The sequence below is a fragment of the Streptomyces sp. NPDC050211 genome (assembly GCF_040656035.1).
Lineage (GTDB): Bacteria > Actinomycetota > Actinomycetes > Streptomycetales > Streptomycetaceae > Streptomyces.
The window spans coordinates 1-25465 of record NZ_JBFALC010000056.1 but is presented as its reverse complement, the minus strand read 5'-3'; the positions used below and the strand labels follow the sequence as shown (position 1 = coordinate 25465).

Below are 25465 nucleotides of genomic sequence, written 5' to 3'. Positions count from 1 at the left end.
CCGCTCACCCGCCCAGCTCGATGTCGTAGGCGCCGGCGACCGCCGTGCCGTGCGTGTCCCCGAGCCAGACGTCGTGGCGGAACCGGTGCTCCAGGCAGGTCCGCAGCAGTGTGAGCGTCGTCCGGGACTCCTCGTCGAGCACTGGGTTCTCCAGCACCGTGACCACCGCCGTCAGATCCCTGGGCCGCATCAGTCCCATCGGCTTGCCGATGAACGGACGGACGGTGAGGAGGGACAGCGCGTAGAGATCGACGTGACCCGGCAGGACGCCGCCCACGGCGAGGACATCGCCCTGGGGCGACAGCCGCATGAACGGGCGGGCCCCGGGCACGGCACGGCCGAGCGGGATCGGCTTCGGCACACGTGTGCCGGGGACCGGCCCGTCGTCGGATGGCGGAGTGCCAAGGACCGCGAAGCGCGGCAGGTGCAGCGCGATGGCCGGCCCCCGCCGGCTGAGCGCCAGAAGCCGCTCCAGCGCGGGCGACCAGGACAGGCCGATCAGCCTTCTGTCCTCCTGGTGCTGGTGCTGCCACAGGCGCTTCGACACCGGTGCCTTCCTGGAGGTGAGCGGTTCGCGCCACACCTGCACGCGGCCCTGGTCATTTCCTCGGACAAGAAGGGACGGCGACATGGCGGCGTGCGGCATGCCGTCCCCGGCCGCGGCTGTGCTGTTGCGGAGGGTTGCCGCCGCCGTGAGGTCGGCGAGATCGGCGACCAGGGCGGTCCGCTGGTCGAGCACGGCGACGATCCCGCCCTCGGGGTCCAGGGTGGCCGTGAGCCCCAGGTGGTGGTTCCGACCGCTGAGCATGCCGGTGTCGACGAGTGGGCCGTCGGCTTCCCCGGTGAACAGCGTCCATTCGCCGTCCCCGGCAGAGTCCTGCGCGGACAGCACGATGAAGCACCGGTCACCGGCGGTGCGCCGCAGTTGACCGACGTGGCCGACACGGGTGGCCCCGAAGGAGAGCGTCTGCCGGCCCTGGCTGTCGCAGTAGTGGAGCCGGGTGGGGCCGGACCGCGGCTTGCCCCGGTCGGGTCCGGACTCCGCGACGACGACGGCGTCGGGCCCCAACTGCGCGATCCGCGTGGGGGAACCCGTGAAGTGATACAGCCGGAACAGGGTGTTGCTGTCGAGATCGACGATCCCGGCGCACTTGCCGGGACTGGCGAAAGCGAGCCCGCGGCCGTCCGGCGCGAAGTCGAGGTCGACGACGTCGGTGGCCCGTTCGTCCAGGTCGCGGAGCGCGATCCGGGTGTGCGGGGTGTCCCAGGCCGGCGACTTGGTGGAAAGGGCCTTCACCTGCTGGGTCACCGGTCCCGCGGCGAGCAGCGTCTCGAACAGACGGCGGTCGTCCTCGCCGGACGGCCGCCAGTCGCCGAACGCGTGGACCACTCGGACGGCGTCGGCGAGCGGGAGCAGCACAGTGAACGGCCACAGTTGGTCCCAGTCGCGCTGCCGGGTGAACTGCCCTACCAGATAGGCGCGTTCCTTGTGGTTGAGGGAAGTGATGTCCGTGTCCCGATGGCGTTGTCCGGCGAGCACGCGAAGTATGTCGATGCCGCCGAGCCGGGTCATGGCCTCGCGCAGTGCCGAGCGCTCCTCGGTCGGCGCGTCCCGGTAATGGGCGGCCAGAAGCGCTCCGTCGGGGTCCAGTGCCCGGTACTGCTCGTGCTGCCCGGTGCGCAGGAAGAACGCGGCGCGTTCCGCGGCGGCGGCGGGGGCGAGGTGATGGGTCATGCAGAACGCGACCGCGTGCGGCGCATCCGCCTGCACGGCTGTCGCGCAGAACAGATCGACCGCCCGCGAATCGTCGCAGGTCAGCAGTTTCGCGCGGGCCCGTTCACCGATGGGGTGGTCGAAGCGGACGGCGGCATGGGCGAGGGACCGGGCGTCGACGGTCTCATGGCCGCTGGTCTCTCCGTCGTCGCCGAGCGCCAGACGGCTGAGGAAACGCAGCTCCGGGTAGGACATCGTCGCCGCGCGATTCCAACCCCTGAGCAAGGACCACAACTCGGGCTGGTGCTCGTAGAGCCAGTCGTTCCAGGCGACGTCCACGAGTACGTCGGGCACGGTCGTCGAACCGCTCGCCAGTTCCGTCACGAGCGGGGACGTCCAACGCTGCGGAGGTGTCCCGGACACCGCCCGGTCCAGCCAGGTCTCCCACACGGTCTCGGGGCCGAGGGACTTGATCGCGCCCGCGGCAGCCCGCAGAGCCATGGGCTCACCGGAGTCGGCAGCGCGCAGCACGGCCTCCAGCGCCCTGTGGCGCCGGCGAGAGTTCCTCCCGAGAGGCAGCCACAGCATCAGGGCCGCGATCCGTATCCGCATGGGCCTCACTCCGTGCCGTCTCGGCCGAGGGTGATCTCGTGGTCGGCCACGAGCGCCGTTCGCGCCGCGTCACCGATCCCGATGTCGTGCCGGAACCGGTGTTTCAGGCAGGCCGACAGCAGCACCAGTGCGCGCCGGGCCGTGGGGCCGAGATCGTGCTTCCGCAGCAAGCTGCTCGCCTCCGCCAAGTCCTCGGCCTTCATGGACCCCATGGGCCGGGTGAGGGCCGATTTCTGCGGGGAGAGGTCATAGAGGTTGACGATCGGGCTGTTGCCCGCGACGGCGAGGACGTCGCCCCGGGGCGACAGCCGTACGAGGCGCCGCTCGCGCCGGGCGTGAGCGAGTTCGGTGAGCTGATGGATGACGACCTCGCCGGACAGCGGGAAGCCGCGGGTCGGCGGCACGTCGAGGATCTCCAGGTACGTGTCCCTGACCGTCACGAACCGGTGCAGGGCCGGCGACCAGGCGATGGCGGTCGGAAGGTCCCATTCCGGCCAGACAGGCGCGGTGAGCGGTGTGCGCGTGGACGTGAAAGGGGCGTGCCACACCTGCAGAGCGCCGGAGCGCGCGATGCGGACCAGAGTGGAGGACGACAGCGCCGTGTGCGGCTGGTTGAGCCCTTCGTCCACGGGATCGCGGTGAATCTGGTGGACGGTACCGTCACGGAGGTCTGTCGCCAGGATGTCCCGCCTGCCGGTCACCACCGCCAGCCGTCCGTCGGGGGACACGGCCGTGCGCGGAGGGTAGAGGTTCCGCCCGCGCAGGGTGAGCAGCTGGGCCGGCGAGTCGTCGGCCGCACCGAGGAAGACCTCGAGCCGGGAATCCGAGGTTGCCTTCCCCCGCTCTGCCACCAGAAGGAACGCGCGCCTGCCCGCGACGCGCTCCAGTGCCGAGACCTGGCCGATCTCGAAGGGGAGGGGCCGCGCACCGAGGTGGTCGACCAGGAAGATCTTCTTCGCGAACGCATTGCTGACGGAATGCGTGTGGGCGCTGGCCACGACGATCGTTTCCTGTCCCAGATGTGCCACGTGGGACAGGCGAAACTCGAACGAGCGGTGGACCAGCGAGCGCCGGCGGCGCAGGTCCATCACGCCGGCGAAGCCGCGGTCGCTCTGCCGGCTCCCGATGTAGGCGAGTTGCTGCCCGTCCGGCGAGAAGTCCAGGTCATGTACGGCGAACGCGCCGAAGCCGTCGGGGAGGGTCAGGGAGACCGGCTCGATGCGCGACGGCATGACGGCGACCGCACTCAGGCCGTCGGCGACCACCAGCGGATCCGCCGCGCGCAGCGCCTCGAACAACTCGCGGGCGTCCGCGGCGGCCGGCCGCCACGCCCCGAACCGGCGTACCGTGCCGACGGCCTCCGCCAGCGGCATCAGTGGGACGAGCCGCCACAGCCGCGCCCAGTCGCCCCGGCCCGTCAACTGTTGGACCAGGTAGGTCCGTTCCTTCTTGGCGAGAGAGACGAAGTGGTGCTCCTCGGACCCCTGTCCAGCCAGGACCCGCAGTGTGTCGATGCCGTTGAGGTCGGCCATGGCTGCCCGCAGCGCCGCCCGGTCCTTCTTCGGCACGCTGCGGTAGCCGAGGGCGAGCAGTGCCCCGTCCGGGTCCAGTGCCTCGTACTGATCCTGCTGCGCGGTACGTACGAAGAACACGGCCCGCTTGACCTCATCGGACGGGGCGAGTCCGTGCGTGACGCAGAACTCCCGCATGTCCGGCGAGTCGACGGCCGCCTCGCAGTACCGGTCGACGGCCACGCCGACGCCCAGTGCCAGCAGTTGGTCTCGGGCCTGCTCGCCGAGAGGATGATCGAAGCGGGCCGCGGTGGCGGCGAGCACACCCGGGTGCAGGGACGCGTACGTGTCGCCGAGTGCCAGTCGGCTGAGCCCGTGCGCGGGGAATGCGGCGTCGACCGTGGTGGGGCGGTTCCACCGCTTCAGCAGGGACCACAGCTCGCTGTCGTGCTCCTCCAGCCAGTTGTCCCAGGCGACGTCGACGACCCAGTCGGGGACGGTCGACGCGTCGGCCGCCAGTTCGTCGAGCACGGGGGAAGCCCACCGCCGTGCACGGCCTGCGGAGATCGACGGTTCCAGCCACACCCGCCACACCGCTTCGTGCCCCTGGGAGGCGACGGCCCGCGCGAGGCCCCGCGAGGCCACGGGCTCACCGGCGTCCGCCGCGCGCACCACGGTGGACAGGGCCCGGTCCAGCCGCTCCCCTTGCACGGGAAGCCGCAGCAGCAGTGCGGCGACGCGCGGACGCATGGTCATCGCCCCGCCCTCCCCTCGCCCAGGGCGATGTCCTGCGGCCCGCCCGCAGGGGCCGACCCGGTGCCCAGCGCGATGTCCCCACCGAAGCGCTCGCTCAAAACGGCCGCGAGCAGATCGAGCGCTTCCCGTACCGCGAGGTCGCCGATCTTCGGGCGGAGTTCCAGTACGCGTCGCAGGTCCGCCGGAGTGCTGTGCAGCAGCGGCTGTTCCAACAGGGAGCGCGCGTCGGGCAGGTGAGGGCTGTGTACCTCCAGGCGCTGGGGGCCTGGGGTCAGCGCCTCGGTGAAGTACATGTCTCCCCCGGGTGACCTGCCCAGGAGTGTCACGACCGGCGACGGGACCTCGGAGCCGCGCTGGATCCACGGCGCGAGGGGGTCGACCATACCTGCGTCGGCGTTGTTGTAGATGCGTGTGACGAAAGAATCATCGAGTCGCTTTCCCTGCCATTCCTCATAGGGCCAGCGGTCCGGAATCGCTCCCCTGTGCCAGTCGGCACGGCGCGAGGCGTGTTTCGACGGGAACTTCCATATTTCGGTGAGATCTTTGGGTGGGAAGTACTCCTTGATGTGCAGCACGAGCGAATTCGGTGAGAGAAAGGACAGCGCGGGGCTGAACCCGCGCCCAGCGTTCCTCTTTGTCTCATGGAGCACGATTCCGTCCTCGTCCAACACAGTGATCCGCTCCGTGCGGTAAACCGCGACAAGCCGGGCTTCGGGAAGTGTCGTGAGAGTGCAGGAGGCGTCATCGACGGAGGCCCCGGTCAATGAGTCGGCTCTGTTCTTGAACCGGGTGATCTCCAGACGTCTCAAGGAGTGTGCGCCTGGGTCCACGAAGGCCAGTCCCGCGGGATAGCAGAGCACCGCCCCGCCGCTCGACCTCCGCATGTCGGACAGCGCGGAGGGCGGGCCGAGGGCCCTGAGATCGGGGGCAACCCGGACGATCTGGGTGCGGTGGTCCTCCTCCAGCCTGATGAGGATCTCGTCGCCGAGGTGGAGAATCGAGTTTCCGGAGTCCACATCCCTCAGCGGGTCTCCGCGGAAACGATGGGTCGTCTCACCCGTGCCGATCCGCAGTGTCTCCACATGGATCTCGTTGTGCTGCCCCCGCTTCCAGATCCCATATCTCAGGGCCACTTCGGACAGGTCCGGGGAGAGCGAAGCCCCCAGATAGCTTCCACGGGTGACGTGCGTGATGAGACGGGTGGCCGGCAACCGTTCGACGGTGGCCAGGAGTTGCCGGGCGGACTGCTCGGCGAGCATCGACAACAGTGCGGCGTCGTTTTCCGGATACTCCTCTACGGGCAGCAGCTGAGCCGCGGCCACCGCCTTGGTCACGGGCAGGTCGCGGATGAGGCGACGCAGTTCGTCCCACCGCCGGTGCTCGGCCAACTGATGCCCCAGGTAGTCCAGTTCACCGTCCGACATCTCGGCGATCCGGTCGCGCTGATCCCCGCTGACCACCACCCGGATCACATCGGCGTCGCCCTCGGCGGCCATGACCGTACGCAGCCGCTCACGGACCTCGGGAGCCGCCGCGCGATAGGCCAGCGCCAGGAACGACCCGTCGGGATCGAGGGCCTGCCGCTGGGCGCCCTGCCCGATCAGTGTCAGATACGCCGCCCGGTCGGCGGGCTCCGCCGGGGCCGCCGCGAGCAGGTCCAGGACATCCGGGCCGGGCAGCTTCCCGGCGATGGCGCGTACGGCGTCCTGCGCGGCCGGGTCGCCCGAGGCACACCGGAGCACCAGCCGCCGCCACGCCCACCGCGCCCGCGGCCCCCGGGATCCGTTCGCGCGCCGGCCGTCGGCCCGCCGTACGAGCTGCCGCGCGGCCTCACCGGTGAGCCGTCCCACGCCGCCTACACCTCCAGTACCGGTACCTGGTGTTCCGCCGCCCGGTCCGCCTCGGCGAAGGAGGCCGACTGGGCGCGGCCTTCGCGCAGCCAGGCGCGCAGGTCCTCGATGACCTCGCGCTGGGACTTGCTCAGCGGGACGGTGCGGTCGGCGGCGCGGGCGATGTCGTCGGTGGTGATGTCGCGTTCCTCGGCGAACGCCGCGTACATCGCGTCGACGACGACCTGTTCCAGCTCGGCGCCGACGAACCCGTCGCAGGCCAGGGCCAGTTGGTAGACGTCGAACATCTCCGGCTTACGGCCGCGTTTACGCAGGTGGACCGTGATGATCTCGCGGCGTTCCTCCTCGGTGGGCAGGTCGAGGAAGAACACCTCGTCGAACCGGCCGCGCCGCAGGGTCTCCGGCGGCAGGGCGCTGACGTCGTTGGCGGTGGCGACCACGAACACCGGTGCCGTCTTCTCCTGCATCCAGGTCAGGACCGTGCCGAAGACCCGCTGCGAGGTGCCGCCGTCGTGGCCCCCGGACGACAGCGCCTTCTCCACCTCGTCGATCCACAGCACGCACGGCGACACGGTCTCCGCCAGCCGCAGCGCCCTGCGGACCCGCTCCTCCGACTCACCCACCAGCGAACCGAACAGCGCGCCCACGTCGAGGCGCAGCAGCGGCAGCCGCCACAGCCCGCCGATCATCTTCGCGGTGAGGCTCTTGCCGGTGCCGGGGATGCCGATGAGCGCGATGCCCTTGGGTGCCGGAAGGCGGAACTCGCGGGCGGCGTCGCCGAAGGCGCGCTCGCGCAGCCGCAGCCACTCCTTGAGCACATCCAGGCCGCCGAGGTCGTCGGGGCTCTCCTCGGCGCTGTAGAACTCCAGGGCCTCGTTCTCCCGGATGACGGCCTTCTTCTCGGCCAGCACCGCCTCGATGTCGCGGTCGTCGAGCACCTCGTCGCGCACGATGGCCTTGGCGAAGGCCCGTCGCGCCTGGGCGGCGGTCAGGCCCAGCGCGGCCTGGGCCAGGCGGCTCCGGCCCGCCGGGGTGAGCGTGGATTTCACCCCCTTGGTGCTGTCGATGAGCTGGTCGAGCTCGCGGCGCAGCGCATCGGCCTCGGGCAGCGGCATCTCCACCACCACCGCGTCGTCGCCCAGTTCCACCGGGATGTCGCGCACCGGCGTGGTCACGATCAGCGAGGAGCCGGTGAACACGAGCTTGTGGGCGAGGTTGCGCAGGCGCCGGCGTACCGCGGGGTCGCGTTCCCAGAAGGCGTGGAAGTCCTTGAGGACGTACAGGTCGCGGCGGCGCGGCTCCTTCTGCGCCAGCTCCTTGATCTTGGTCAGCGCGTCCGGCGGGGTGGCCGCCTTGGGCAGCTGCCGGCCCGACGCCGACTCCAGGCCGTCGGCGATGTCCCAGGTGACGAGGTCGGAGGACGGATCCCGGTCCCGCCGTACCTGGTCCAGCACGTCCAGCGCCCGCTGCTCCTCGACCGTGACGAGCACGATCAGCGCCACCCGCGCGCGCAGATACAGCCGGATCTCGTCTTGGATGCCCACGGTGCCCACTCAGAACTCCCCTCCCGCGGCGACCGGCGCGACCATGCCGGTGAACGTCACCGTCCCGTCGTCCCCGACGGTGATCTCCAACTCCGGTACGGCGGCCAGGTCGTCCGCCGTGTAGCGCCCGGTGCGCATCCAGTACTCCTTGTTCGACGAGCCACGCAGGCCCCGGGCCAGCCGCAGCCGCGCGTTGTACCGTCCGGCGATCACCAGATCGGCGTCGGCGACGGCCGCCGAGCGGGCCGGGTCCGCCTCGATCTCGGCGCGGGTGAACCCGGTCAGCACGATCACCGACAGGCCGCTGCGGGCCCGCAGTTCGGCGCAGAACGCGGCCACCGCGGCGGGCTGCTCCAGCGGCTCACCGCCGGTGAGTGTGACGCCCTCGATGTGCCGCGCGCCGGCGAGCGCCTCCTCGGCGACCTCACCAGCAGTCCGCACCAGGCTGGCGCCCGTCCCGCTGTGCGTCTCGGGGTTGAAGCAGCCTGGGCAGCCCAGGGCGCACCCCTGACTCCAGACGACGTACCGAACTCCCGGCCCGTTTGCGGCACTTCGGGGCACCACGGCATGCAGCCGCCACGGCGTGTCCAGGCCGCTCACCCCTGCCACAGGCGGTCCTGCTCCTCGGCCGCGTCCTGCTGATAGGCCTCCTCGGTGAGCATCTGATGCTCCACCGACCCGCCGAGCAACTGGACCAACTCGTCGGTGTCCTGCAGACACCGCGTGCCGGAGACCCCTTGGACGTGCACCTCCACGGTCCCGTCCGCCGCGATGACGACCTCGACACTCTCCTCCGCCATCAACTCACCCTTCGCCCGGGGAAAAGACCCCGCCACTGTGCCGGGAGGAGTTCGGGACGGGTCCCGGGCGGTCGAAAAACCTGTGGATCAGCGCCGCCCCGCGCCCTTAGCGTGCTGGCAGAACCGAGTCGCCCAGGCAAGGACGTGCCGTTGTACACCCTGTGAGACCTCCCGAGAGCTGATCTGTCGCGCGTCGCGCTAGTGCGCCGCGCTCCTTTTTGCTGCGGACTTCTCACTGAAACCGGTGTACTTCTGTGCTCAAGAGCTGGGTGGTCATGCCCACCTGCCTGCCGACCGTTCTCCGCCGTTGCCACGCATGCGCGTCCGAGCGCTTCCGGGCCGACGGAAAATTCCGGGTCAACGCACACCACAAACTCCTCGACGCCTGGCTCCTCGTGCTCTGCACCGCTTGCGGGGACACGGCCAAGCTCACGGTCCTGGAGCGGGTCAACGTGCGCTCCGTACGGCCTGAACTGCTGGACCGGATGCATGACAACGACCCTGTCCTGGCAGCTGAGTTGCTCCAGGATCCGGTCGTGCGGCGCCGCAATCGCATCGCCCTCGACTGGGCGGGCGCCTGGCGCCTCGACACCGGCGGGCCGGATCACCTGGACGGTGAGGTGAGCGAGGTGATCGATGTGTCGGTCCGCTTCGCGGCGCGGATTCCGGTCCGGCCGGTGCGACTGATCGCTGAAGGGTGCGGTCTTTCACGGGCCGAGGTCGAGAGACTGATCACGGAGGGGAAGCTCGTCTCGGCGGTCCGGCTGAGCGGCAAGCTCTCCGACGACTTCACCTTCACGCTCAAGCTTGCCCTTTGAGGTGCTGACTGAGTGCGCGGAACTCTCCGCTACGCGCTCGCGGTCTCGTCCGGGTGGAGGGCGTCGAGGATGAGGGTGAGGCCGAAGGTGAACTCGTCGGCGTAGTCGTAGCCGGGCTTGAGGACGTGCTCGGTGGCCAGCTCGGTGAGATGGGGGTGGGTGTCGGCCGGGAGGTCGTGCAGGATGGCGCCCGCGACCTCGTCCAGCTCCGCCTCGCCTTTGAACGGCAGGCTCAGCTCCTGGAGCACGAAGCCGTACAGGTAGCTGTCGATCAGTGAGACGGCGTGCGCGGTCATCGGAACGGAGAAGCCGCCCGCGCGCAACGCGCCGAGGACGGCGTCATGGTGGCGCAGGGTCGCGGGGCCGGGCTGGGAGCGGGAGTCCATCAGGCCGACGGCCCAGGGATGGCGCTTGAGGGCGGCGCGGGCGGAGTCCGCCCGGTGGCGCATGGCGGTCTTCCAGTCCGTGTCGCGCGGCGGCAGGTCGATCTCGCCGAACACCGCGTCCACCATGCCGTCGAGGATGTTCTCCCGGCCGGCCACGTGGTGATAGAGCGACATCGCCTCGACGCCCAGCGATGCGGCGATGGCCCGCATGGTGAGTGCGGCGACCGAGCCCTTCTCGTCCGCCACCGCCATCGCCGTACGAATCACTCGCTCGCGACTGAGCGGGGTGCGCGCCGGAGCCCTGCGCCGGGCCCTCTTGTCGCTCTCGGGCATGCGGTCTCCCTTTCCCTCTCCTTGACTGCCTTACAGCATAAGGCTAGCGTGCCTTACAACATAAGGTCAGCATGCCGGTGAAGGGGCTGCGCCATGGGGGATCGCATGAAGAAGGTCTGCATCGTCGGAGCTTCCGGGAAGCTCGGGCAGTACATGGTCCGGCACGCGCTGGAACGCGGATACGAAGTGGTCGGCGTGTGCCGGGAGCGCAGTGTGCCGAAACTGGCCGCGTTCGAGGGCCGGATGACCGTCGTTCCCGGGGACACGAACGACCCCGAGGTGATCCGGCGGGCGGTCGCCGGATGCGACGGGGTGCTGACGGTGCTGGTGCCCTGGGGCGTACGGCAGTACTCGTCGGGGACGGCGCAGGCGGTGCTCGACCACGCCCGGCCGGGGGCACGTCTGGTCTTCTCCTGCGGCTGGCACATCACGCGTGACGGCAAGGACAAGTACTCGCGGCTGTTCATCCTGGGCCTCCGGGTCGTCGCCGCGCTGGCCAAGCTGGTCCGCGCCGTCGAGCTCGACGATCAAGTGGAGGCGTGCCGACGGGTGTTCGCCAGCGACACCCGGTGGACCGTGGTGCGGGGCAGCAGCCTGGAGGAGGGCGAGAGCCAGGGCCTGCCCGTGTGGAGCCGGCATGTGGGCGACCCGGTCCTGGCCAGCGACCGGACCCGCCGCATCGACTTCGCCCTGTTCATGGTGGAAGCGCTCACCGACGACACGCTCGTCCACGAGGCCCCGGCCATCGTCGGCTGCCGCACCCCCAGCGCCCTCGCGCACGCCGGGGGCGGCGACAGTCACGCCTAGCCAGGCGAGTTGGTCAGCGTGCGGCGAGCAGTTCGAGTGTGTCGATCACTCGGTTCGAGAAGCCCCACTCGTTGTCGTACCAGGCGACCACCTTGATGTGGCGGCCGTCGACGCGGGTGAGGGCCGAGTCGAAGATGGCCGAGGCGGGGTTGCCCGTGATGTCGGACGAGACGAGCGGATCGTCGGAGTACTCGAGGATGCCCGCGAGCGGCCCCTCCGCCGCCGCGCGGTACGCCGCCAGCACGTCGTCGCGTGTCACGTCCCGCGCCACGGTCGTGTTGAGTTCGACGAGCGAGCCCACGGGAACCGGCACTCGGATCGAGTCGCCCGACAGCTTTTCGTCGAGGCTCGGCAGCACCAGACCGATCGCCTTGGCGGCGCCCGTCGTGGTCGGCACGATGTTGACGCCGGCGGCGCGGGCCCGGCGCGCGTCGCGGTGCGGACCGTCCTGGAGGTTCTGCTCCTGTGTGTAGGCGTGCACCGTGGTCATGAAGCCGTGCTCGATGCCGGCGAGTTGGTCGAGGACCGAGGCCAGCGGCGCGAGCGCGTTGGTCGTGCACGAGGCGTTCGAGACGATCGTGTGCACGGCCGGGTCGTAGGCGTCGGTGTTGACCCCGTACGCCAGCGTGACGTCGGCGCCGTCCGACGGCGCGCTGACCAGGACCTTCTTCGCACCTGCGGTGAGGTGCGCGCCGGCGGCCTTCGCCGAGGTGAAGCGGCCGGTCGCCTCCAGCACGAGGTCGATGCCGAGTTCGGCCCAGGGCAGCTGCGCCGGGTCCCGCTCGGCGAGCACCGTGATGCGGCGGCCGTCGACGACGAGGGCGTCGCCGTCCACGGTCACCGGGCGGCCGAGCCGGCCGGCGGTCGAGTCGTAGGCGAGCAGCCGGGCCAGGGCGGCCGGCTCGGTGAGGTCGTTGACGGCGACGATGTCGAGGTCGTTGTCGCGTTCCAGCAGGGCCCGCAGCACATTGCGTCCGATGCGGCCGAATCCGTTGATGGCGATGCGCGTCATGAATCGTGTCCCTTCCCTTCGTCACCAGCGTCGCGTGCGGGACCCGTCCGTGGCCGTGGCGTGACTGCCAAGGTTCGCAAGGATCGCGCCAAGCGACTCAGGGCCCGAGCGCTGAGCGTCGTACGACGGCTACTCGCCCTGCGTGAACGTGCGCCGGTACTCGCTGGGCGTGGTCCCGAGAATGCGCTGGAAGTGCATCCGCAGATTCGCCCCCGTGCCCAGACCCACATCACCCGCGATCTGCTCGACGCTCCGCTCCGAACGCTCCAGCAGTTCACGGGCCAGGTCGATCCGGGCGCGCATGACCCACTGCATCGGCGTGTACCCGGTGTCCTCCACGAAGCGCCGCGAGAACGTGCGCGGTGAGACCGCCGCGTGCTGCGCGAGGGCTTCGAGGCTGAGGGGCTCGTCGAGCCGGTGCAGTGCCCACTCACGGGTGGCCGCGAACCGCTCGCCGAGCGGCTCGGGCACACTGCGCGGCACATACTGCGCCTGGCCGCCGCTGCGATAGGGGGCCGCGACCAGGCGCCGGGCCGCGTGGTTCGACGCGGCCACCCCGAGGTCGCCGCGCAGGATGTGCAGGCACAGGTCGATACCCGAGGCCGCGCCGGCCGAGGTCAGCACGCTGCCCTCGTCGACGAACAGGACGTTCTCGTCGACCTGGACGAGCGGATGCCTCTCCTTGAGCGCCCGCGTGTAGTGCCAGTGCGTCGTGGCCCGCTTGCCGTCGAGCAGGCCCGTCGCCGCGAGCGCGAAGGCGCCCGTCGAGATGGCGGCCAGCCGCGTGCCTCCGTCATGGGCGGCGAGCAGCGCGTCGACGACGGCCCGCGGCGGGTCGTCGCGGTCCGGGAACCGGTAGCCGGGGACGAAGGCGATGTCGGCCCACGCCAGCGCGTCGAGGCCATGGGCGACGTGGTACGACAGTCCGTCGCCGCCCGTCACGAGACCGGGCGCCGCGCCGCACACCCGCACCTCGTACGGCATGCTCGCCCGGGTCGTGAACACCTGCGCGGGAATGCCGACATCGAGCGGCTTCGCACCCTCGAGCACGAGAACGGCGACACGATGCAGGCGGGAGGACGTCACGGGCAACAGGGTACGAAGGCGCAGGCAGCCGGGGCGCGACCCGCATGCTGCGCCCCTCACCGACGGTGCGCCGGGCCCGGGGCAGCGCCGAGCCCGGCGGACCCGGCTGCAGGTACACCGGCGCGCCGCCGCCGACGGCCGCGCCGCCGACTTTCAGCAGCCCGCGGCGAGGTCCATCACACCGCGGGGGCAGGTGTCCTGGAGCCGGTGACGACGGCGGCCGGTGTGCGAATTCCGCCCGACCCCACATTCCACGATCTCGGCATACGGGCGATCGGCACCCTGCCGGTGAGCGAACAGAAGTACCGCTCCTGCGCGAGCTGTTCAGGCAGCGGCGACCGCCGGGTCGACGACCATGGCACCGATCTCCGCCAGCCGCTGGGCCGCGTACGCAGGGTCGATCAACGCCTCGGGGGTGTGGGTCCCCACCGGTACCACGTCGCCGCGTAGCCCGATCAGCCGCTCGACGCCGAGAGCCATACCGAGCGCGGTCAACGGGCGCTGCCCCGCGGGATGGACGAGGCTGCGGCTCCTGCGTAACGGCTCGCCCCCGACCCCCACCCCTTCGAGATCGATCCGGACCTCGAGGGAAGGGCCGTCACCGCGGCGCCGGCCCGCGGACTCACCGATGGCGAGGGCGAAGTTGACGTTCGGCGCACCCGTTGCGAGGGCGAGGCTCGGCACGTCGAGGATGGCGATGGTCCGGCCGGGCAGGAACCTGCCGTCAGACGTGGGTACGCCCGCCTCCGCGTCGGGGCCGTCGACCCAGGCGAAGGCGCCGTCGCGACGCACCAGCCCGGCCGAGGTGACGGCACCCCACCGTTCCAGATCCGCGGCCCCCGCGGGCCCGCCGATGTCCGACTCGTCCAGCACGGCGCCGACCCGGATGGTGTCGATCCGGTCGAACTCCCTGGCCAGGTTCAGCGTTGCGAGGACGAGAACGCCCGCACACCAGTGGCTGGCCAGCAGTATCGGCGCGGCGGCTGCCCGCTGGGCCCCCGCGACCACCTCCGGCGCGATGTCCACCAGCCCGCTGGAGAGACTGAGGTAGGGCAGCCCGCGGTGCTGCGCATACCGCAGCCCATGCAGGTGGTTGTCCCACAGCGACGCGACCACCGCCGAGTGGCCGTGCTCGGGCGGGAGCCCGAGATCGCTGCGGCCCAGATCGACGGTCACGGCCGTCGCGGCACCGAGTTCGTCGGCCACCCGCCGCGCGCGGCCGAGGTCACGACCCGCGATCGTCAACGGCAGCTCGGGGTGCCATTGCCGCAGGAGTGCGGCGGCCCCCGCGCCCGCCTGTCCCGAGCCGCCAAGGATCAGTACCGGTTCCGGATGTCCCATGGTGAATTCCCTCCATAAGGCTGGAATGACCCCGCGTCCTGGAAGCTACACCACGTAGCCTACATTTTGTAGGTTACTTTTTGTAGCCTAGAGTTCGATGCGGAGCGAGGGAGGACCATGGCGACCACGACGACCCGGCTGTCCAAGCGGGCCAGGCGGGAGCAGCTGCTCGACACCGCCGTGGCGATGGTGCGCGGCCAGGGCACCGACGGACTGACGCTGGTCACCCTTGCCGAGGCGGCGAAGGTCAGCAGACCGATCGTGTACGACCATTTCGGCACCCGCCCCGGTCTGCTGCTCGCCCTCTACCGGCGCCTCGACGAACGCCACCGGGCCGCGATCGCGCAGGCGCTGCAGGAGGCCGCCCCCACCGCTGCCGAGGTCGCCCGCGTGATCAGCACCGCATACTTCGCCTGCGCCACCGACATGCCGGAACTCACCGCCATCTCCGCCGCGTTGAAGGGAAACCCGGAGATGGAGGCGACCCAGCACGAGCTGATGGGCCGTTACACGGACCTGATGGCGGCCGCGTTGTCGCCGTACTCCCGCCTCTCCCGCAACGCCCTCCGCCTGCGCTGCGTAGGCCTCCTGGGCGCGGCCGAAGCGATCGCCGGGGACCTGACCCGGGAGCGAGTGACGTCCGACGAGGCGATCGTCGCGCTGACCGACCTGATCATGGGCGGCCTCGCCACGGGACAGGGCCACTAGGGGCCGCGACGAGCCGGGCGCGACCGGCCCGTGCTCAGCCGTGCAGGAGGACGGGGAACGACTCCAGGTCGTTCTGGGTGAGGACCGGGAGGTTTCGGAGCTGTGTCAGGGGCAGGGCCGGCTTGAGGTCGGGGAAGCGGGTGAAGAGGGCCGGGAGGGCGATGCCCGCCTCCAGGCGGGAGAGTGCCGCGCCCGGGCAGATGTGCGGCCCGTGGCCGAAGGCCATGTGCCGGACGGGGCTGGGCCGGGTGATGTCGAAGGCGTCGGCGTCGGGCCCGTGCTGGTCGGTGTCGCGGCCGATCGCACGGTAGGAGATGACCACGCCCTCGCCCTTGGCGATGACGAACCCGTCGACGTCGATGTCCTCGACGGCGAACCGCATCAGCAGATGGGTGACCGGCGGATTCCAGCGCAGGGCTTCCTCCACCACCGTGTCCCACGGGACGCGGCCGTCCAGCACCATGGCCAACTGGTCGGGGTAGCCGAGCAGGCCGCGGACGCTGTTGAGGATCAGACCGATGGTGGTCTCGTGCCCGGCACCGATCATCGACTTGAGGTTTCCCACCACCTCTTCCTCGGTCAGCGGTGCACCGCCTTCCTCGGCGAGGATCAGGGCGCTGGTGAGGTCGTCGGCCGGGTGCGCGGTCTTCTCACGCACCAACTCCGTGAAGATCGTGTCCAGTTCCGCGATGACCGCGAGCCGCTCCTCCTGCGGAGTGAGCAGGGAGAAGAAGGACTTCCACAGGCGCATCTGGCGTGGGATCCCGGCCTGCGGCACACCCATCAGCGTGCAGACCACTCCCATCGGTAACGGCTGCGCGAAGACGGTCTTCAGGTCGGCTCGGCCGTCCCGGTCGGCCTGCTCCGCCAGGTCGTCGAGTAACTGCTCGGTGAGCTGCTCGACCACAGGCCGCAGCGACTCCAGCCGCCGCGGGGTGATCGCCTGGGCCGTCTTCGTCCGCAGCCTACGGTGCTCGGGGCCGTCCACGGTGAACATGGACCGGCCCGGGTCGACCATGCCGATCAACGGCCACTGCCGGGTGACCGCGCCTGACTGCCACAGTCCCCAGGCGCCGATGTCCTTCACCAGCCGGGGGTCGGTGAGCAGTTCCCGGGCCACGGAATGCCGGGTGACCGTCCAGGCCGGGACACCGAGCAGGTCGATCCGGGCGAACGGGCCGGCCTTGCGCAGCAGTTCTGTCTCGCCGTCCAGGTCGCGCACCAGCGGGTCGATGACGATGGCGGGCGTCGCAACGTCCTGAGCGTGACTCATGGTTGGCCTCCGAGGGGTACGGGATGCCCGTACGGGCGATGCTCTCGGCAATCTCCTGCGCGGGGAAGGGGTCCTGGCACAACGCGCGGCGGTAGGAACGCACTCGCTTCACAGAACGCCCACATACTCGCGGCGAAAACTTTATGTTTCAAGGGTTACGCTCACCGGCAGTCGAGTGGCCGAGGGCGTCCACGCCGCCACGGCACTCGCTCCCCCCACAGGCACAGGAGATTCGTGTGCATGACGGCGACGTAGTGGTGATCGGCGGCGGCTATGCCGGCGTCCGGCTGGCGAAACGGCTGGACACGACGGCACGGGTCACGCTGGTGGACCGCAAGGAGATCTTCTTCCACCGCATCGCCTCCCTGCGCGCCGGCGTGCGCCCGGAGTGGTCGGTGACGCCCTTCATTCCGTACGACCGACTGCTGCGCCACGGACGCATCGTCGTCGGCAAGGCGGTCCGCGTCGAGACCGGCGAGCGGCACGTGGTGCTGGCCACGGGTGAACGGCTGCCGTACGACGTGCTGGTGATCGCTACCGGCGCCGACTACCCGGAACCGGCCCGCTTCCTCGGCACCACGGCCGAGGAGGCGGTCAAGTCGTTCGCCGAGCACCAGCGGAACATCGCCGCCGCCCGGCACATCCTCGTCGTCGGCGGCGGGCCGTCCGGCGTCGAGCTCGGCGCCGAGATCCGGCTGGCCCGGCCGGACGCCCGGGTCACGCTCGCCCATGCCGGGCCCGCGCTGCTCGACGCCACGGGCAGCGCGCGGGCCGGGCGCAAGGCGCGAGCCTGGCTGGAGTCCCATGACGTCGAGGTGCGGCTCGACTCCTTCATGGCGCCCGGCAATGACTTCGGCACCTACCGCGACGCCCACGGCCACATCATCGAGGCCGACCTCTCCTTCTGGGCGACGGGCACCACCCCCAACACGCTCTGGCTGCGCCTGGCCGGGCACGGCGACTGGCTGAACCCGGCCGGGCACGTCAAGGTCGACCGCATGCTCCGGGTCGAGGGAAAGCCGGACGTCTTCGCGGTCGGCGACGTCAACGACGCCACCGAGCTCAAGATCACCCCCGCCGCGCTCGCCCAGGCGGACCTCGCCGCCCACAACATCCGCACCTACCTCAACAGTTCGGGTCGGCACCGCAAGGAGCCCCGCCTCTACCGGCAGAGCCACCGCATCCCGATCATCGTGCCCTTCGGCCCGGCCGACGGACTGACCGTGCTGCCCGTGCCGGGCGGCGACACCGCAGTCCTCGGCAGCCGTACGTCCGTCCTGGCCAAGGCGAAGACACTCATGACGCCGTACATGAGGCGCCAACTCGGGTACACCGCGACCTGAGAGACCGCCTCACGCCACCTCGACGCTGTCCAGTTCGGCATAGAGGAGCCCCTTGCCGAGGCGCACGGTGTTCCACCCCTCCCTCAACTCGACGCTCACACTCGCCGTCTGCCAGTTGTCCCAGCCGGTGTGGGGATAGCGGACCTCACCGGCCGCGCTCCCGTTGACGGTCAGCGTGTGAGTGGACTGGGCCGGGGAACCGCCGCCGTCCAGCGAGCCGTTGCCGTAGCGGACGGTGAGGGTGTGGGATCCCGTGGTCGGCGTGAAGACGGAGAACTCCACATAGCTGTCGGGGTGGTCGATGTGGCCGACCGCTCTGCCGTCCAGCGCACCGGCAGCGTCCCGGACCACGGCGTTGTGTACCACCGCGGTCTCCGCCTGGTAGATCACCTTGCTGCCGTCGACCACGGGGTAGCCGTTGGCCCAGCCGAGGTCGGCGACGTACAGCGCACGGTGGGAGCGGTCGGCGCTCCAGCCGTGGAAGACCATACGGTCGCGGCCGTCGGGGCCGGTCACGACGTCCTGTCCGCCGGGGCCGCGCACGGCGCCGGAGAAGGAGTCGGTCGTCATCAGGGGCGCCGCAGCCTTGGTGTAGGGGCCGGTGAGGCTGTCGGCCACGGCATAGCTCGTCTTGTAGCGGTCGTCGCCGTAGAAGTCCGCCGAGTAGAACAGCACGTAGTGCCCGGCGCGCTTCACGAGTGTCGGGGCTTCGATGACGGACCCCTCCCACGGGCGGTCCTGGCGGATCAGGCCGACGGGTGAGCCGACGGTGCGCGTGCCGTCCCAGCTCACCTCCTGGAGGTACAGCCAGGTGTCCCGCCCGCAGCAGTTGCCGTCGTTCTTCCACAGCAGATAGCGGCGGCCGTTCTCGGTGTACGACGCCGCGTCGATCGCGCCGCCCAGGTCCGCCGGACACACCAGCGGCGCGCTGCCCACGGGCTGGAAGGCGCCGTCCGGTGACGCGGCCCGGGCGACGCCGATGCACTGCTTGTCGCTCGCCCGGTCCCGGGCGGTGTAGTACATCGTGAAGTCGGTGCCGTTGTCGAAGACTTCGGGAGCCCAGACCAGCGACCGGTCGGGCTTGGCCCAGCTGCCGAGGGCGGGCAGCGCGTCGGCGCCGGCCACGGTCCAGTTCACCAGGTCGGTCGAGGTGGCGTGCCGGATGTTCTTCCCGTCCCCGTTGGTGGCGAAGGCGTGGTACGTGCCGCCCACCCGTACCACGTCCGGATCGGGGAAGTCCCGGTCGAGGACCGGACCGCCGACGGCGGCCGAGGACGGAGCTGTGCCCAGGTACAGGAAGGCCAGGGTGAGCGTCGCGACGACCGAGAGCAGCCGGCGCGACAGGATACGGAACCGGGTGCGCGGCATGGCGTTCCTTTCGTAGGGGTATCCCGGACGGGCCGCTCAGTCCGTGTACACCTCGGCGCGGTCCACGCTCACGAACGACGCCCGGGACTGGGCGTTGTGCTCACCGGTCACCCGGACCCGCAGCGTGTGGCGGCCGTGGGGGAGCCGGGGGCTGAGGTACTGAAGCGTCTCGCCGGTGCGGATCGCGCCGTGGAAGTCGACGCGCTGCTCCGGTCCGCCGTCGACGCTGATCGCCGCGATGCCATTGCCGGTGTCACGGACGGACAGCAGGGCGATCCGGGTGCCGGTGAAGGAGAACGTGGCGGTGTTTCCGGCGCGGTCGCTCCAGTGGTCGTCGCTCCAGAAGCACTGGGTGGCGCAGCCGGTCCCGGAGTTCCAGGTGCCGGTGTAGGCCACGGTTCCGTCGCCGCTCGAACGACCGTCGTCGTTGATCCAGTAGTTGCCGGACCCTGGATCCCCGGCGGGCAGGTTCTGGGTCGCGCCCAGGGCGAGCGGCCGGCCGAGATTCGGGCTGCCGTCGGCGTTCCAGGAGATCTTCTGGGCGCGGGTGGTGCGGTCGGTGTAGGTCAGCGCCGAGGTCGTCTTGGCGTGGTAGACCATCCAGTCCTCGGTGCCGTCGGGGGAGCGGAAGAAGGCGTGATGGCCGGGCCCGTACACCCCGCGGTCGTCGGCGCGGGAGAAGACCGGCCCGGAATGCTGGGTCCAGTTGGCGGGCACGAGCGGATCGGCCCCGTCGGGCAGCGACATCATCCAGACCTGGTAGTCCGGCTTGCCCGTGTCGCAGGTCGAATACGTCATCCAGGTACGGCCGTTGCGATACAGGAACTCGGGGCCCTCCCGGACCTCGGGGCAGCCGCCGGCGGCGTCGATGGCTACCGCGTCGCCCGAGACGGTGTACGGGTTCGACATGGGGGCGATGTTGATGCCGTTGTGCTGGTACTGGTTGATCCCGGAGTAGGCGAGATAGAGGCGTCCGTCGTGCTGGAGGATGCCGGGGTCGATCGCGAAGTCCGAGGCGTGGTTCGGCGGCGTCAGACGGGACTTGAAGTGGTACGGGCCCGCCGGGTCGGTGCCGTCGGACTCCAGTACGTACAGCCGGTGGTGGTCGTCGATGCCGTCGTCGGCGGTGTAGTAGAGGTACCAGCGGTCGCCGAAGCGGTAGAACTCGGGTGCCCAGATATTGCGGTTGCGTGAGGGGTCCGTGTCCGTCCACACCGTCACGGGCTCACTCGCGAGCAGTGTGCTCAGCGAGGGCGAGCGCCACATGCGGATGCTGTCGCCCTGCGTCGCGGTCAGGTAGTACGCCCCGTCCGAGTACGTGACGAACGGATCCGGGCCGGTGTTGAGCGGATTGCGGAACGTGGTCCCCGCGGCGGCGGGCTCCGGACGTGCGGCGGTGGCGGGCGGGGCGGAGACGAAGCCGAGCAGAAGGGCCAGGACTGCGGCGGCGAGTGCTGCGCGGCGGGCTGTGCGGGGTCCTGCGCGCATGGAACGGCTCCTTACAACGTTGTAAGTCCCGTGCCGGACGGTAGAGGCGGGAGCGCGAGGTGTCAACGGGGCGGAAAGCGAAGGGAGTTGCCGTCGCTCCGGTTCTCGTAGGCCGCCGGTCGCGACTGGGCGTCGCGGAGCAGCGTGGTGTCGACCTTCTCGGAGCGGTCGAAGCGGTAGACGCCGTTGTGTTCCTGGAAGACGTCCGTGAGCTGGGTGTAGCAGTAGCCGAACATGTCCGGGTCGTCGAGCAGGACGCCGGTCAGGCCGGTGAAGCGGTCGACGAACTCGCGGGCGGTGCGCGGCCGTTCGCCGTAGCCCCAGGACGTTTCGTGCTCGTTCCCGGCCGCCTCGGCCGCGGCCTCCGGGTCCCACCAGATCCCGCCGAACTCGCTGCAGAAGTACGGCTGCCCGCGGTACGGCACCGACCACGGTCTGCCGTCCGGCGCCGCGTTGACGTACGGCCGGCCCTCCGACAGGCCCGCCATCGTCTTGGCGAACGTGGCCGGGTCCTGCTCGTAGCAGTGGGAGTCGTAGACGTCGGTCTCCGGCACCCGATGCGCGTAGCCGGACGCGTCGATGACGGGGCGGGTGGGGTCGGCCTGCTTGGTGGCCAGGAACATCGCGCGGGTCACGTCGTCGAGTCGGGTGATGCGGTCGTGCAGCGGCTGGTAGGTCTCGTTCAGGGGGCACCAGCCGACGATGGAGGGGTGCGAGTAGTCCCGCTCCAGGGCCTCCAGCCACTGGCCGACATAGCTCGCGTCGGGGCGCTGGTTGTCGTCGCGTACGCCCGTCTCGCAGCCCCAGTCGCCGAACTCGCCCCAGACCAGATAGCCCAGCCGGTCGGCGTGGAAGAGATAGCGCTCCTCGAAGACCTTCTGGTGCAGCCGGGCACCGTTGAACCCGGCCGCGAGGCCCAGTTCGATGTCGCGGACCAGGTCCCCGTCGCTCGGCGCGGTCATCAGCCCGTCGGGGTAGTACCCCTGGTCGAGGACCAGGCGCTGGAAGACGGGTTCGCCGTTGAGGAGCAGTCGTCTGCCGTGGACGGCGACCGAGCGCAGGCCGGCATAGGAGCCCGCCGCGTCCACGATCTGCCCGTCGGCGTCGAGGAGTTCGAGGCGCAGGTCGTACAGATGCGGATCCCGCGGCGACCACACTCGCCGCCGGTCGGCGGGTATGGGCAGGACCAGGCGGGGCGCGAGGTCGAGGTCGGCGCGGGTCTCGGCCGTGGTGACGACGCCCCGGTGGTCCCCGAGTGTGACGCGCACCCGGTGACCGGGGGCGTTGGCGGTCAGCGGCAGCTCCAGGAAGAAGGAACCGGAGGCCAGGTCGGGGGTGATACGGGGCCGCTTGAGGGCGGCGTCGCGGGGGACCGGCTCCAGCCACACGGTCTGCCAGATGCCTGTCGTACGGGTGTAATGGCAGTGCGAGTTGGCGTACCAGGTGGACTGCTTGCCCCGGGCCTGAACACCGTGCCGGCTGTCCCGGGCCCGCACCACGATCGTCAACTCCTCGCCCGGCACGGCGCCTTCGCCGAGGTCGGCGGTGAACGGGGTGAAACCGCCGCGGTGCCGGGCGACTTCGGTGCCGTCGACCCAGACGGCGGCGTCGTGGTCCACGGCTCCGAAGTGCAGCAGCACCCGTGAGCCCGCCCAGGAGGACGGGACGGTCACCGTACGCCGGTACCAGACCGCCTCCATGAAGTCGGTGTCCCCGATCCCGGACAGCTCCGACTCGGGGCAGAACGGGACGAGGATGCGGTCGGAGAGTTCACGCTCGAGCAGACCGCGCTCGAGGCCGGTGTCCGACCGGTCGATCTCGAATTGCCACACGCCGTTCAGATTGAGCCAGGCCTCGCGCACGAACTGCGGCCTCGGGTAGTCGGGGCGGGGCAGGCCCGAGAACTGGGGGACGCGCATGCTGCTCCTTGCCTCGAGTGTCGAGGCACATGGCACCATGTTCTTTACATCGATGTAAATGCGTCAACTGGCGTTGGCCCGGCCCGAAATCGATTCGTGATGGTCGGTACGATCGCGGCCTGCGGAAGGATGAACAGCGTGGCGGCCAGACCGAGGATCAAGGACGTGGCGGAGTACGCGGGCGTCTCGCCCAAGACGGTCTCCAACGTGATCAACAACTTCGAGCATGTCTCGGAGCGGACCCGTACCGCCGTCCAGGAGGCCATCGACGCGCTGGGCTACCGGGTGAACATCGCCGGACGCCAGCTGCGCCAGGGCCGCACCGGCATGATCACCCTGGCCGTCCCGGAACTCGACGTCGCGTACTTCTCCGAGCTGGCGAAGTACGTCATGGCCGAGGCCGACCGCAGGGGCCGCACGGTGCTGCTGCATCAGACCGGGGCCGTGCGCGAGCGCGAACTGGCGGCGCTGCACGGATTCGACGCCCAGTTCTCCGACGGTGTCATCCTCAGCCCGCTCTCCCTCCAGCCCCGCGACCTCGCCACCCGCGACCGGCGCCTGCCCGTCGTCCTGCTCGGCGAACGGCCCGCCGAGGGCGGCACCGACCACGTGGGCATCGACAACGTTCGGGCCGCCCGCGAGGCCACCGCGTATCTGCTGTCGCGCGGTCGCCACCGCATCGCCGTCGTCGGCGGGGCCGTGCGGGGCCTCCAGGGCACGGACCGGCTGCGCACGGACGGGTACCGAGAGGCCGTCGAGGCGGCCGGGCTGCCCTTCGACGCCGACCTGGTGCTGCCGGTGGCGGCGTATCACTGGCAGGACGGCGCTCGCGCCGCGACCGCGCTCATGCGGCGGCCGTCACCCCCGGACGCGCTGCTGTGTCTGAACGACCACATGGCCCTGGGCGCGCTGCGTGCCCTGCACGAGCTCGGCCGCACCGTGCCCGGGGACCTCGACGTGGTCGGCTTCGACGACATCGAGGCATCCCGGTTCAGCGTCCCGAGTCTGACGACCGTCGCCCCGGACAAGCAGGAGATCGCGCGCGCCGCGGTGGCTCTGCTGCTGGAGCGCATCGACGAGCCGGATTCGGGTCCGCTGCAGGACCATGTCGCGGGCCACCGGATCATCGTGCGCGAGAGCACCGGCGGCTGAACCGAGGCTCCGCCGGTCCCTCGTCACCCCGTTACTCCCGCGTGGGCCAGGCACCGGGCCAGGTCCGAGCGTGAACGGACGCCCAGCTTGCGGTAGACGCGGGTGAGGTGGGCCTCGATCGTCTTGCGGGACAGGAAGAGGGACGCGGCGGCCTCCACATTGCTCAGTCCCTCCCCGATGGCGCGTGCCACCTGGAGTTCCTGGGGGGTGAGCAGGGCGACCGGCGGTGGTTCGCTGCTGTGGACGGCGGTGCGGTGTCCTGTCGCGGCTACTTCCGCCTCGGCCCGCACCGCCCACGGAACGGCGTCGAGCGCGGTGAAGGTGTGCTGGGCGAGCAGCAGCGGTTCCCGTGCGGCGGAGGGCCGCCGGAACCGCCGTAGGACCTCTCCCGCGACGAGCCGTGTGCGAGCCAGCTCGAAGCCCATCTCCCGGTCGGCGTGGACGCGTTCCGCGACGGCCAGCCAGTCGGCGGCCTCCTCGGCGGACCGCGCGAGCATCACCCGGCAGCGGGCGTGCGCGGCGGCCGGCCAGGCCAGACCGGTCGCTAAGTCACGCTCCCGCAGCCAGTCGGCGACGGCGACGGCCTTCTCCCGCTCCCCTGTGTGCAGACAGGCCTCGGCGAGATCGGCGACCCACGGCATGAGGCAGGGGTTGACCAGCCCCATCTCCTCCGCCATCGCGAACGCCGCCGCCAAGTGCGTACGCGCCGCCTCCGGATCGCCGGCTGCGAGTGCGGACGTACCGAGAGCGCCGCCGGCGAACAGGGACAGGCCGCGCAACCGGCCGCCGCACCAGCGCTCGTACTGCACCACGCGCTTGCGGCAGTCGTCGAAGTCGCCGCGCAGGGCGTCCAGCCGGGCGAGCTGGACCAGCGCATACCCCGTCATCGCCAGATGCCCGAACTCCTCTGCCCAGTGCAGCGCCTCGGTGGCGTCCGCGCGCGCCATCGGCCACCGCGACCACATTTCCGCCTCGCACCGGACGAGCAGTGTGTACGGCAGGAGGGCGGGGGTGTGGTCGCGGCGCATCCCCTCGATCACCGTGTCGAGTACCTGGCGGGCGAGGGCGCCGTCGCCGGTCCAGGACAGGCCCTGCGCGATCTCCATGGTCGCCTGGCGTTCCTCGGGGCCGGACCTGCCGCGCGTCTCCTCCAGCAGCGCGAGCAGGGCCGTACGCCCTTCCCTTACGTCCCCGCCCAGCGCCTGTGCGCGGGCGCGCATCACGGCGGCGTGGCGGCGCTGCGTGTCGGGTGCGCCGTCGGTCAGCTCAGCGCAGCGGGCGGCGATGTCGCATGCGTCGCGCATCCGCCCGTCCATCGTCGCGGGCACCACCGCGGCCCCGTACAGCCGGCAGGCACGTGAGCGGTCGACCGGCTCGACCGTGCGGGCGGCGCCGACCAGGAGCTGATGCGCGCGGCCGGGATCTCCGAGCCAGGTGCAGGCCTGGCCGCGCAACAGCTCGATGTCCGCGGTCATCAGGGGGTCCTGGCTGTGCGCGAGAGCCTGTTCGCACCACTGGGCGGCATCGCGGGTCGTACCGCCGTAGAAGGCGTCACGCGCGGCTTCGAAGAGGCGGCGGGCCGCGTCCGCGGGGTCCGGCGACAGCTCGGCGGCCCGGTGCCAGGCCGGCGCGGCGGCGGCCAAC

20 protein-coding genes are annotated in these 25465 nt (G+C 70.8%); 5 read left to right on the top strand and 15 right to left on the bottom strand.

Annotated elements, in window-relative coordinates; genetic code table 11:
- Positions 1-4: 4 nt before the first annotated feature.
- Genes AB0I98_RS37885 through AB0I98_RS37860 form a run of 6 tightly spaced genes read right to left on the bottom strand, consistent with a single transcriptional unit; the run spans position 5 to position 8787 of the window.
- The gene (locus AB0I98_RS37885; protein WP_362949844.1) at positions 5-2326 is read right to left on the bottom strand and encodes a hypothetical protein; all 2322 of its coding nucleotides are present in this window, start codon (positions 2324-2326) and stop codon (positions 5-7) included.
- 5 nt (positions 2327-2331) lie between these two features.
- On the bottom strand, positions 2332-4593 hold the full coding sequence (locus tag AB0I98_RS37880; protein ID WP_362949843.1) for a hypothetical protein: 2262 nt from the start codon (positions 4591-4593) through the stop codon (positions 2332-2334).
- Positions 4590-6443, bottom strand: a complete 1854-nt coding sequence (locus AB0I98_RS37875; protein WP_362949841.1) for a hypothetical protein — start codon at positions 6441-6443, stop codon at positions 4590-4592. The genes AB0I98_RS37880 and AB0I98_RS37875 overlap by 4 nt, the downstream gene beginning before the upstream one ends.
- A 5-nt stretch (positions 6444-6448) precedes the next feature.
- Complete coding sequence (locus AB0I98_RS37870; RefSeq protein ID WP_362949840.1) at positions 6449-7996, bottom strand: AAA family ATPase; 1548 nt, start codon at positions 7994-7996, stop codon at positions 6449-6451.
- Complete coding sequence (locus AB0I98_RS37865; protein WP_362949838.1) at positions 7997-8596, bottom strand: 4Fe-4S single cluster domain-containing protein; 600 nt, start codon at positions 8594-8596, stop codon at positions 7997-7999.
- The gene (locus AB0I98_RS37860; RefSeq protein WP_362949837.1) at positions 8584-8787 is read right to left on the bottom strand and encodes a DUF2997 domain-containing protein; all 204 of its coding nucleotides are present in this window, start codon (positions 8785-8787) and stop codon (positions 8584-8586) included. Before AB0I98_RS37860 ends, AB0I98_RS37865 begins: the two co-directional genes overlap by 13 nt.
- Before the next feature lie 254 nt (positions 8788-9041).
- Here AB0I98_RS37860 and AB0I98_RS37855 point away from each other — a divergent pair, with 254 nt between their 5' ends.
- Positions 9042-9605: a DUF1062 domain-containing protein gene (locus AB0I98_RS37855; RefSeq protein WP_362949835.1), complete on the top strand. Its 564-nt coding sequence runs from the start codon at positions 9042-9044 to the stop codon at positions 9603-9605.
- Between the two features lie 29 nt (positions 9606-9634).
- Here the strand turns inward: AB0I98_RS37855 and AB0I98_RS37850 are convergent, their stop codons facing one another.
- On the bottom strand, positions 9635-10324 hold the full coding sequence (locus AB0I98_RS37850) for a TetR/AcrR family transcriptional regulator C-terminal domain-containing protein (RefSeq protein WP_362949833.1): 690 nt from the start codon (positions 10322-10324) through the stop codon (positions 9635-9637).
- 93 nt (positions 10325-10417) lie between these two features.
- On the opposite strand from AB0I98_RS37850, the gene AB0I98_RS37845 reads away from it, so the two are divergent.
- Complete coding sequence (locus AB0I98_RS37845) at positions 10418-11131, top strand: NAD(P)-binding oxidoreductase (RefSeq protein WP_362949831.1); 714 nt, start codon at positions 10418-10420, stop codon at positions 11129-11131.
- A 13-nt stretch (positions 11132-11144) separates the two neighbouring features.
- Here the strand turns inward: AB0I98_RS37845 and gap are convergent, their stop codons facing one another.
- From gap to AB0I98_RS37830, 3 genes are all read right to left on the bottom strand, one after another.
- The gene (gap, locus tag AB0I98_RS37840) at positions 11145-12143 is read right to left on the bottom strand and encodes a type I glyceraldehyde-3-phosphate dehydrogenase (RefSeq protein ID WP_362949829.1); all 999 of its coding nucleotides are present in this window, start codon (positions 12141-12143) and stop codon (positions 11145-11147) included.
- Between the two features lie 129 nt (positions 12144-12272).
- Positions 12273-13229 (bottom strand): helix-turn-helix domain-containing protein, encoded by a 957-nt coding sequence (locus AB0I98_RS37835; protein ID WP_362949827.1) that lies wholly within the window; start codon positions 13227-13229, stop codon positions 12273-12275.
- Between the two features lie 324 nt (positions 13230-13553).
- A complete protein-coding gene (locus AB0I98_RS37830; RefSeq protein ID WP_362949825.1) occupies positions 13554-14570 on the bottom strand; it encodes a saccharopine dehydrogenase in 1017 nt (338 codons plus the stop codon).
- A 117-nt stretch (positions 14571-14687) separates the two neighbouring features.
- On the opposite strand from AB0I98_RS37830, the gene AB0I98_RS37825 reads away from it, so the two are divergent.
- Complete coding sequence (locus AB0I98_RS37825; protein WP_362949823.1) at positions 14688-15278, top strand: TetR/AcrR family transcriptional regulator; 591 nt, start codon at positions 14688-14690, stop codon at positions 15276-15278.
- A 34-nt stretch (positions 15279-15312) separates the two neighbouring features.
- On the opposite strand, the gene AB0I98_RS37820 is transcribed toward AB0I98_RS37825, so the two are convergent.
- Positions 15313-16551 (bottom strand): cytochrome P450, encoded by a 1239-nt coding sequence (locus tag AB0I98_RS37820; protein WP_362949821.1) that lies wholly within the window; start codon positions 16549-16551, stop codon positions 15313-15315.
- Positions 16552-16787: 236 nt separating this feature from the next.
- On the opposite strand from AB0I98_RS37820, the gene AB0I98_RS37815 reads away from it, so the two are divergent.
- Complete coding sequence (locus AB0I98_RS37815; protein ID WP_362949819.1) at positions 16788-17894, top strand: FAD-dependent oxidoreductase; 1107 nt, start codon at positions 16788-16790, stop codon at positions 17892-17894.
- A 9-nt stretch (positions 17895-17903) separates the two neighbouring features.
- Here AB0I98_RS37815 and AB0I98_RS37810 read toward each other — a convergent pair whose 3' ends face one another.
- From AB0I98_RS37810 to AB0I98_RS37800, 3 genes are all read right to left on the bottom strand, one after another.
- Positions 17904-19262: a family 43 glycosylhydrolase gene (locus AB0I98_RS37810; protein WP_362949817.1), complete on the bottom strand. Its 1359-nt coding sequence runs from the start codon at positions 19260-19262 to the stop codon at positions 17904-17906.
- A gap of 36 nt (positions 19263-19298) precedes the next feature.
- Positions 19299-20750 (bottom strand): glycoside hydrolase family 43 protein, encoded by a 1452-nt coding sequence (locus AB0I98_RS37805; protein ID WP_362949815.1) that lies wholly within the window; start codon positions 20748-20750, stop codon positions 19299-19301.
- Positions 20751-20812: 62 nt separating this feature from the next.
- Positions 20813-22669, bottom strand: coding sequence for a sugar-binding domain-containing protein (locus AB0I98_RS37800; RefSeq protein WP_362949813.1), 1857 nt, complete (start codon positions 22667-22669; stop codon positions 20813-20815).
- 129 nt (positions 22670-22798) lie between these two features.
- Here AB0I98_RS37800 and AB0I98_RS37795 point away from each other — a divergent pair, with 129 nt between their 5' ends.
- Positions 22799-23821, top strand: a complete 1023-nt coding sequence (locus tag AB0I98_RS37795; RefSeq protein ID WP_362949811.1) for a LacI family DNA-binding transcriptional regulator — start codon at positions 22799-22801, stop codon at positions 23819-23821.
- 23 nt (positions 23822-23844) lie between these two features.
- Here the strand turns inward: AB0I98_RS37795 and AB0I98_RS37790 are convergent.
- Positions 23845-25465, bottom strand: a 1621-nt coding sequence (locus tag AB0I98_RS37790) for a LuxR C-terminal-related transcriptional regulator (RefSeq protein WP_362949809.1), incomplete at its 5' end; no start/stop codon positions are given.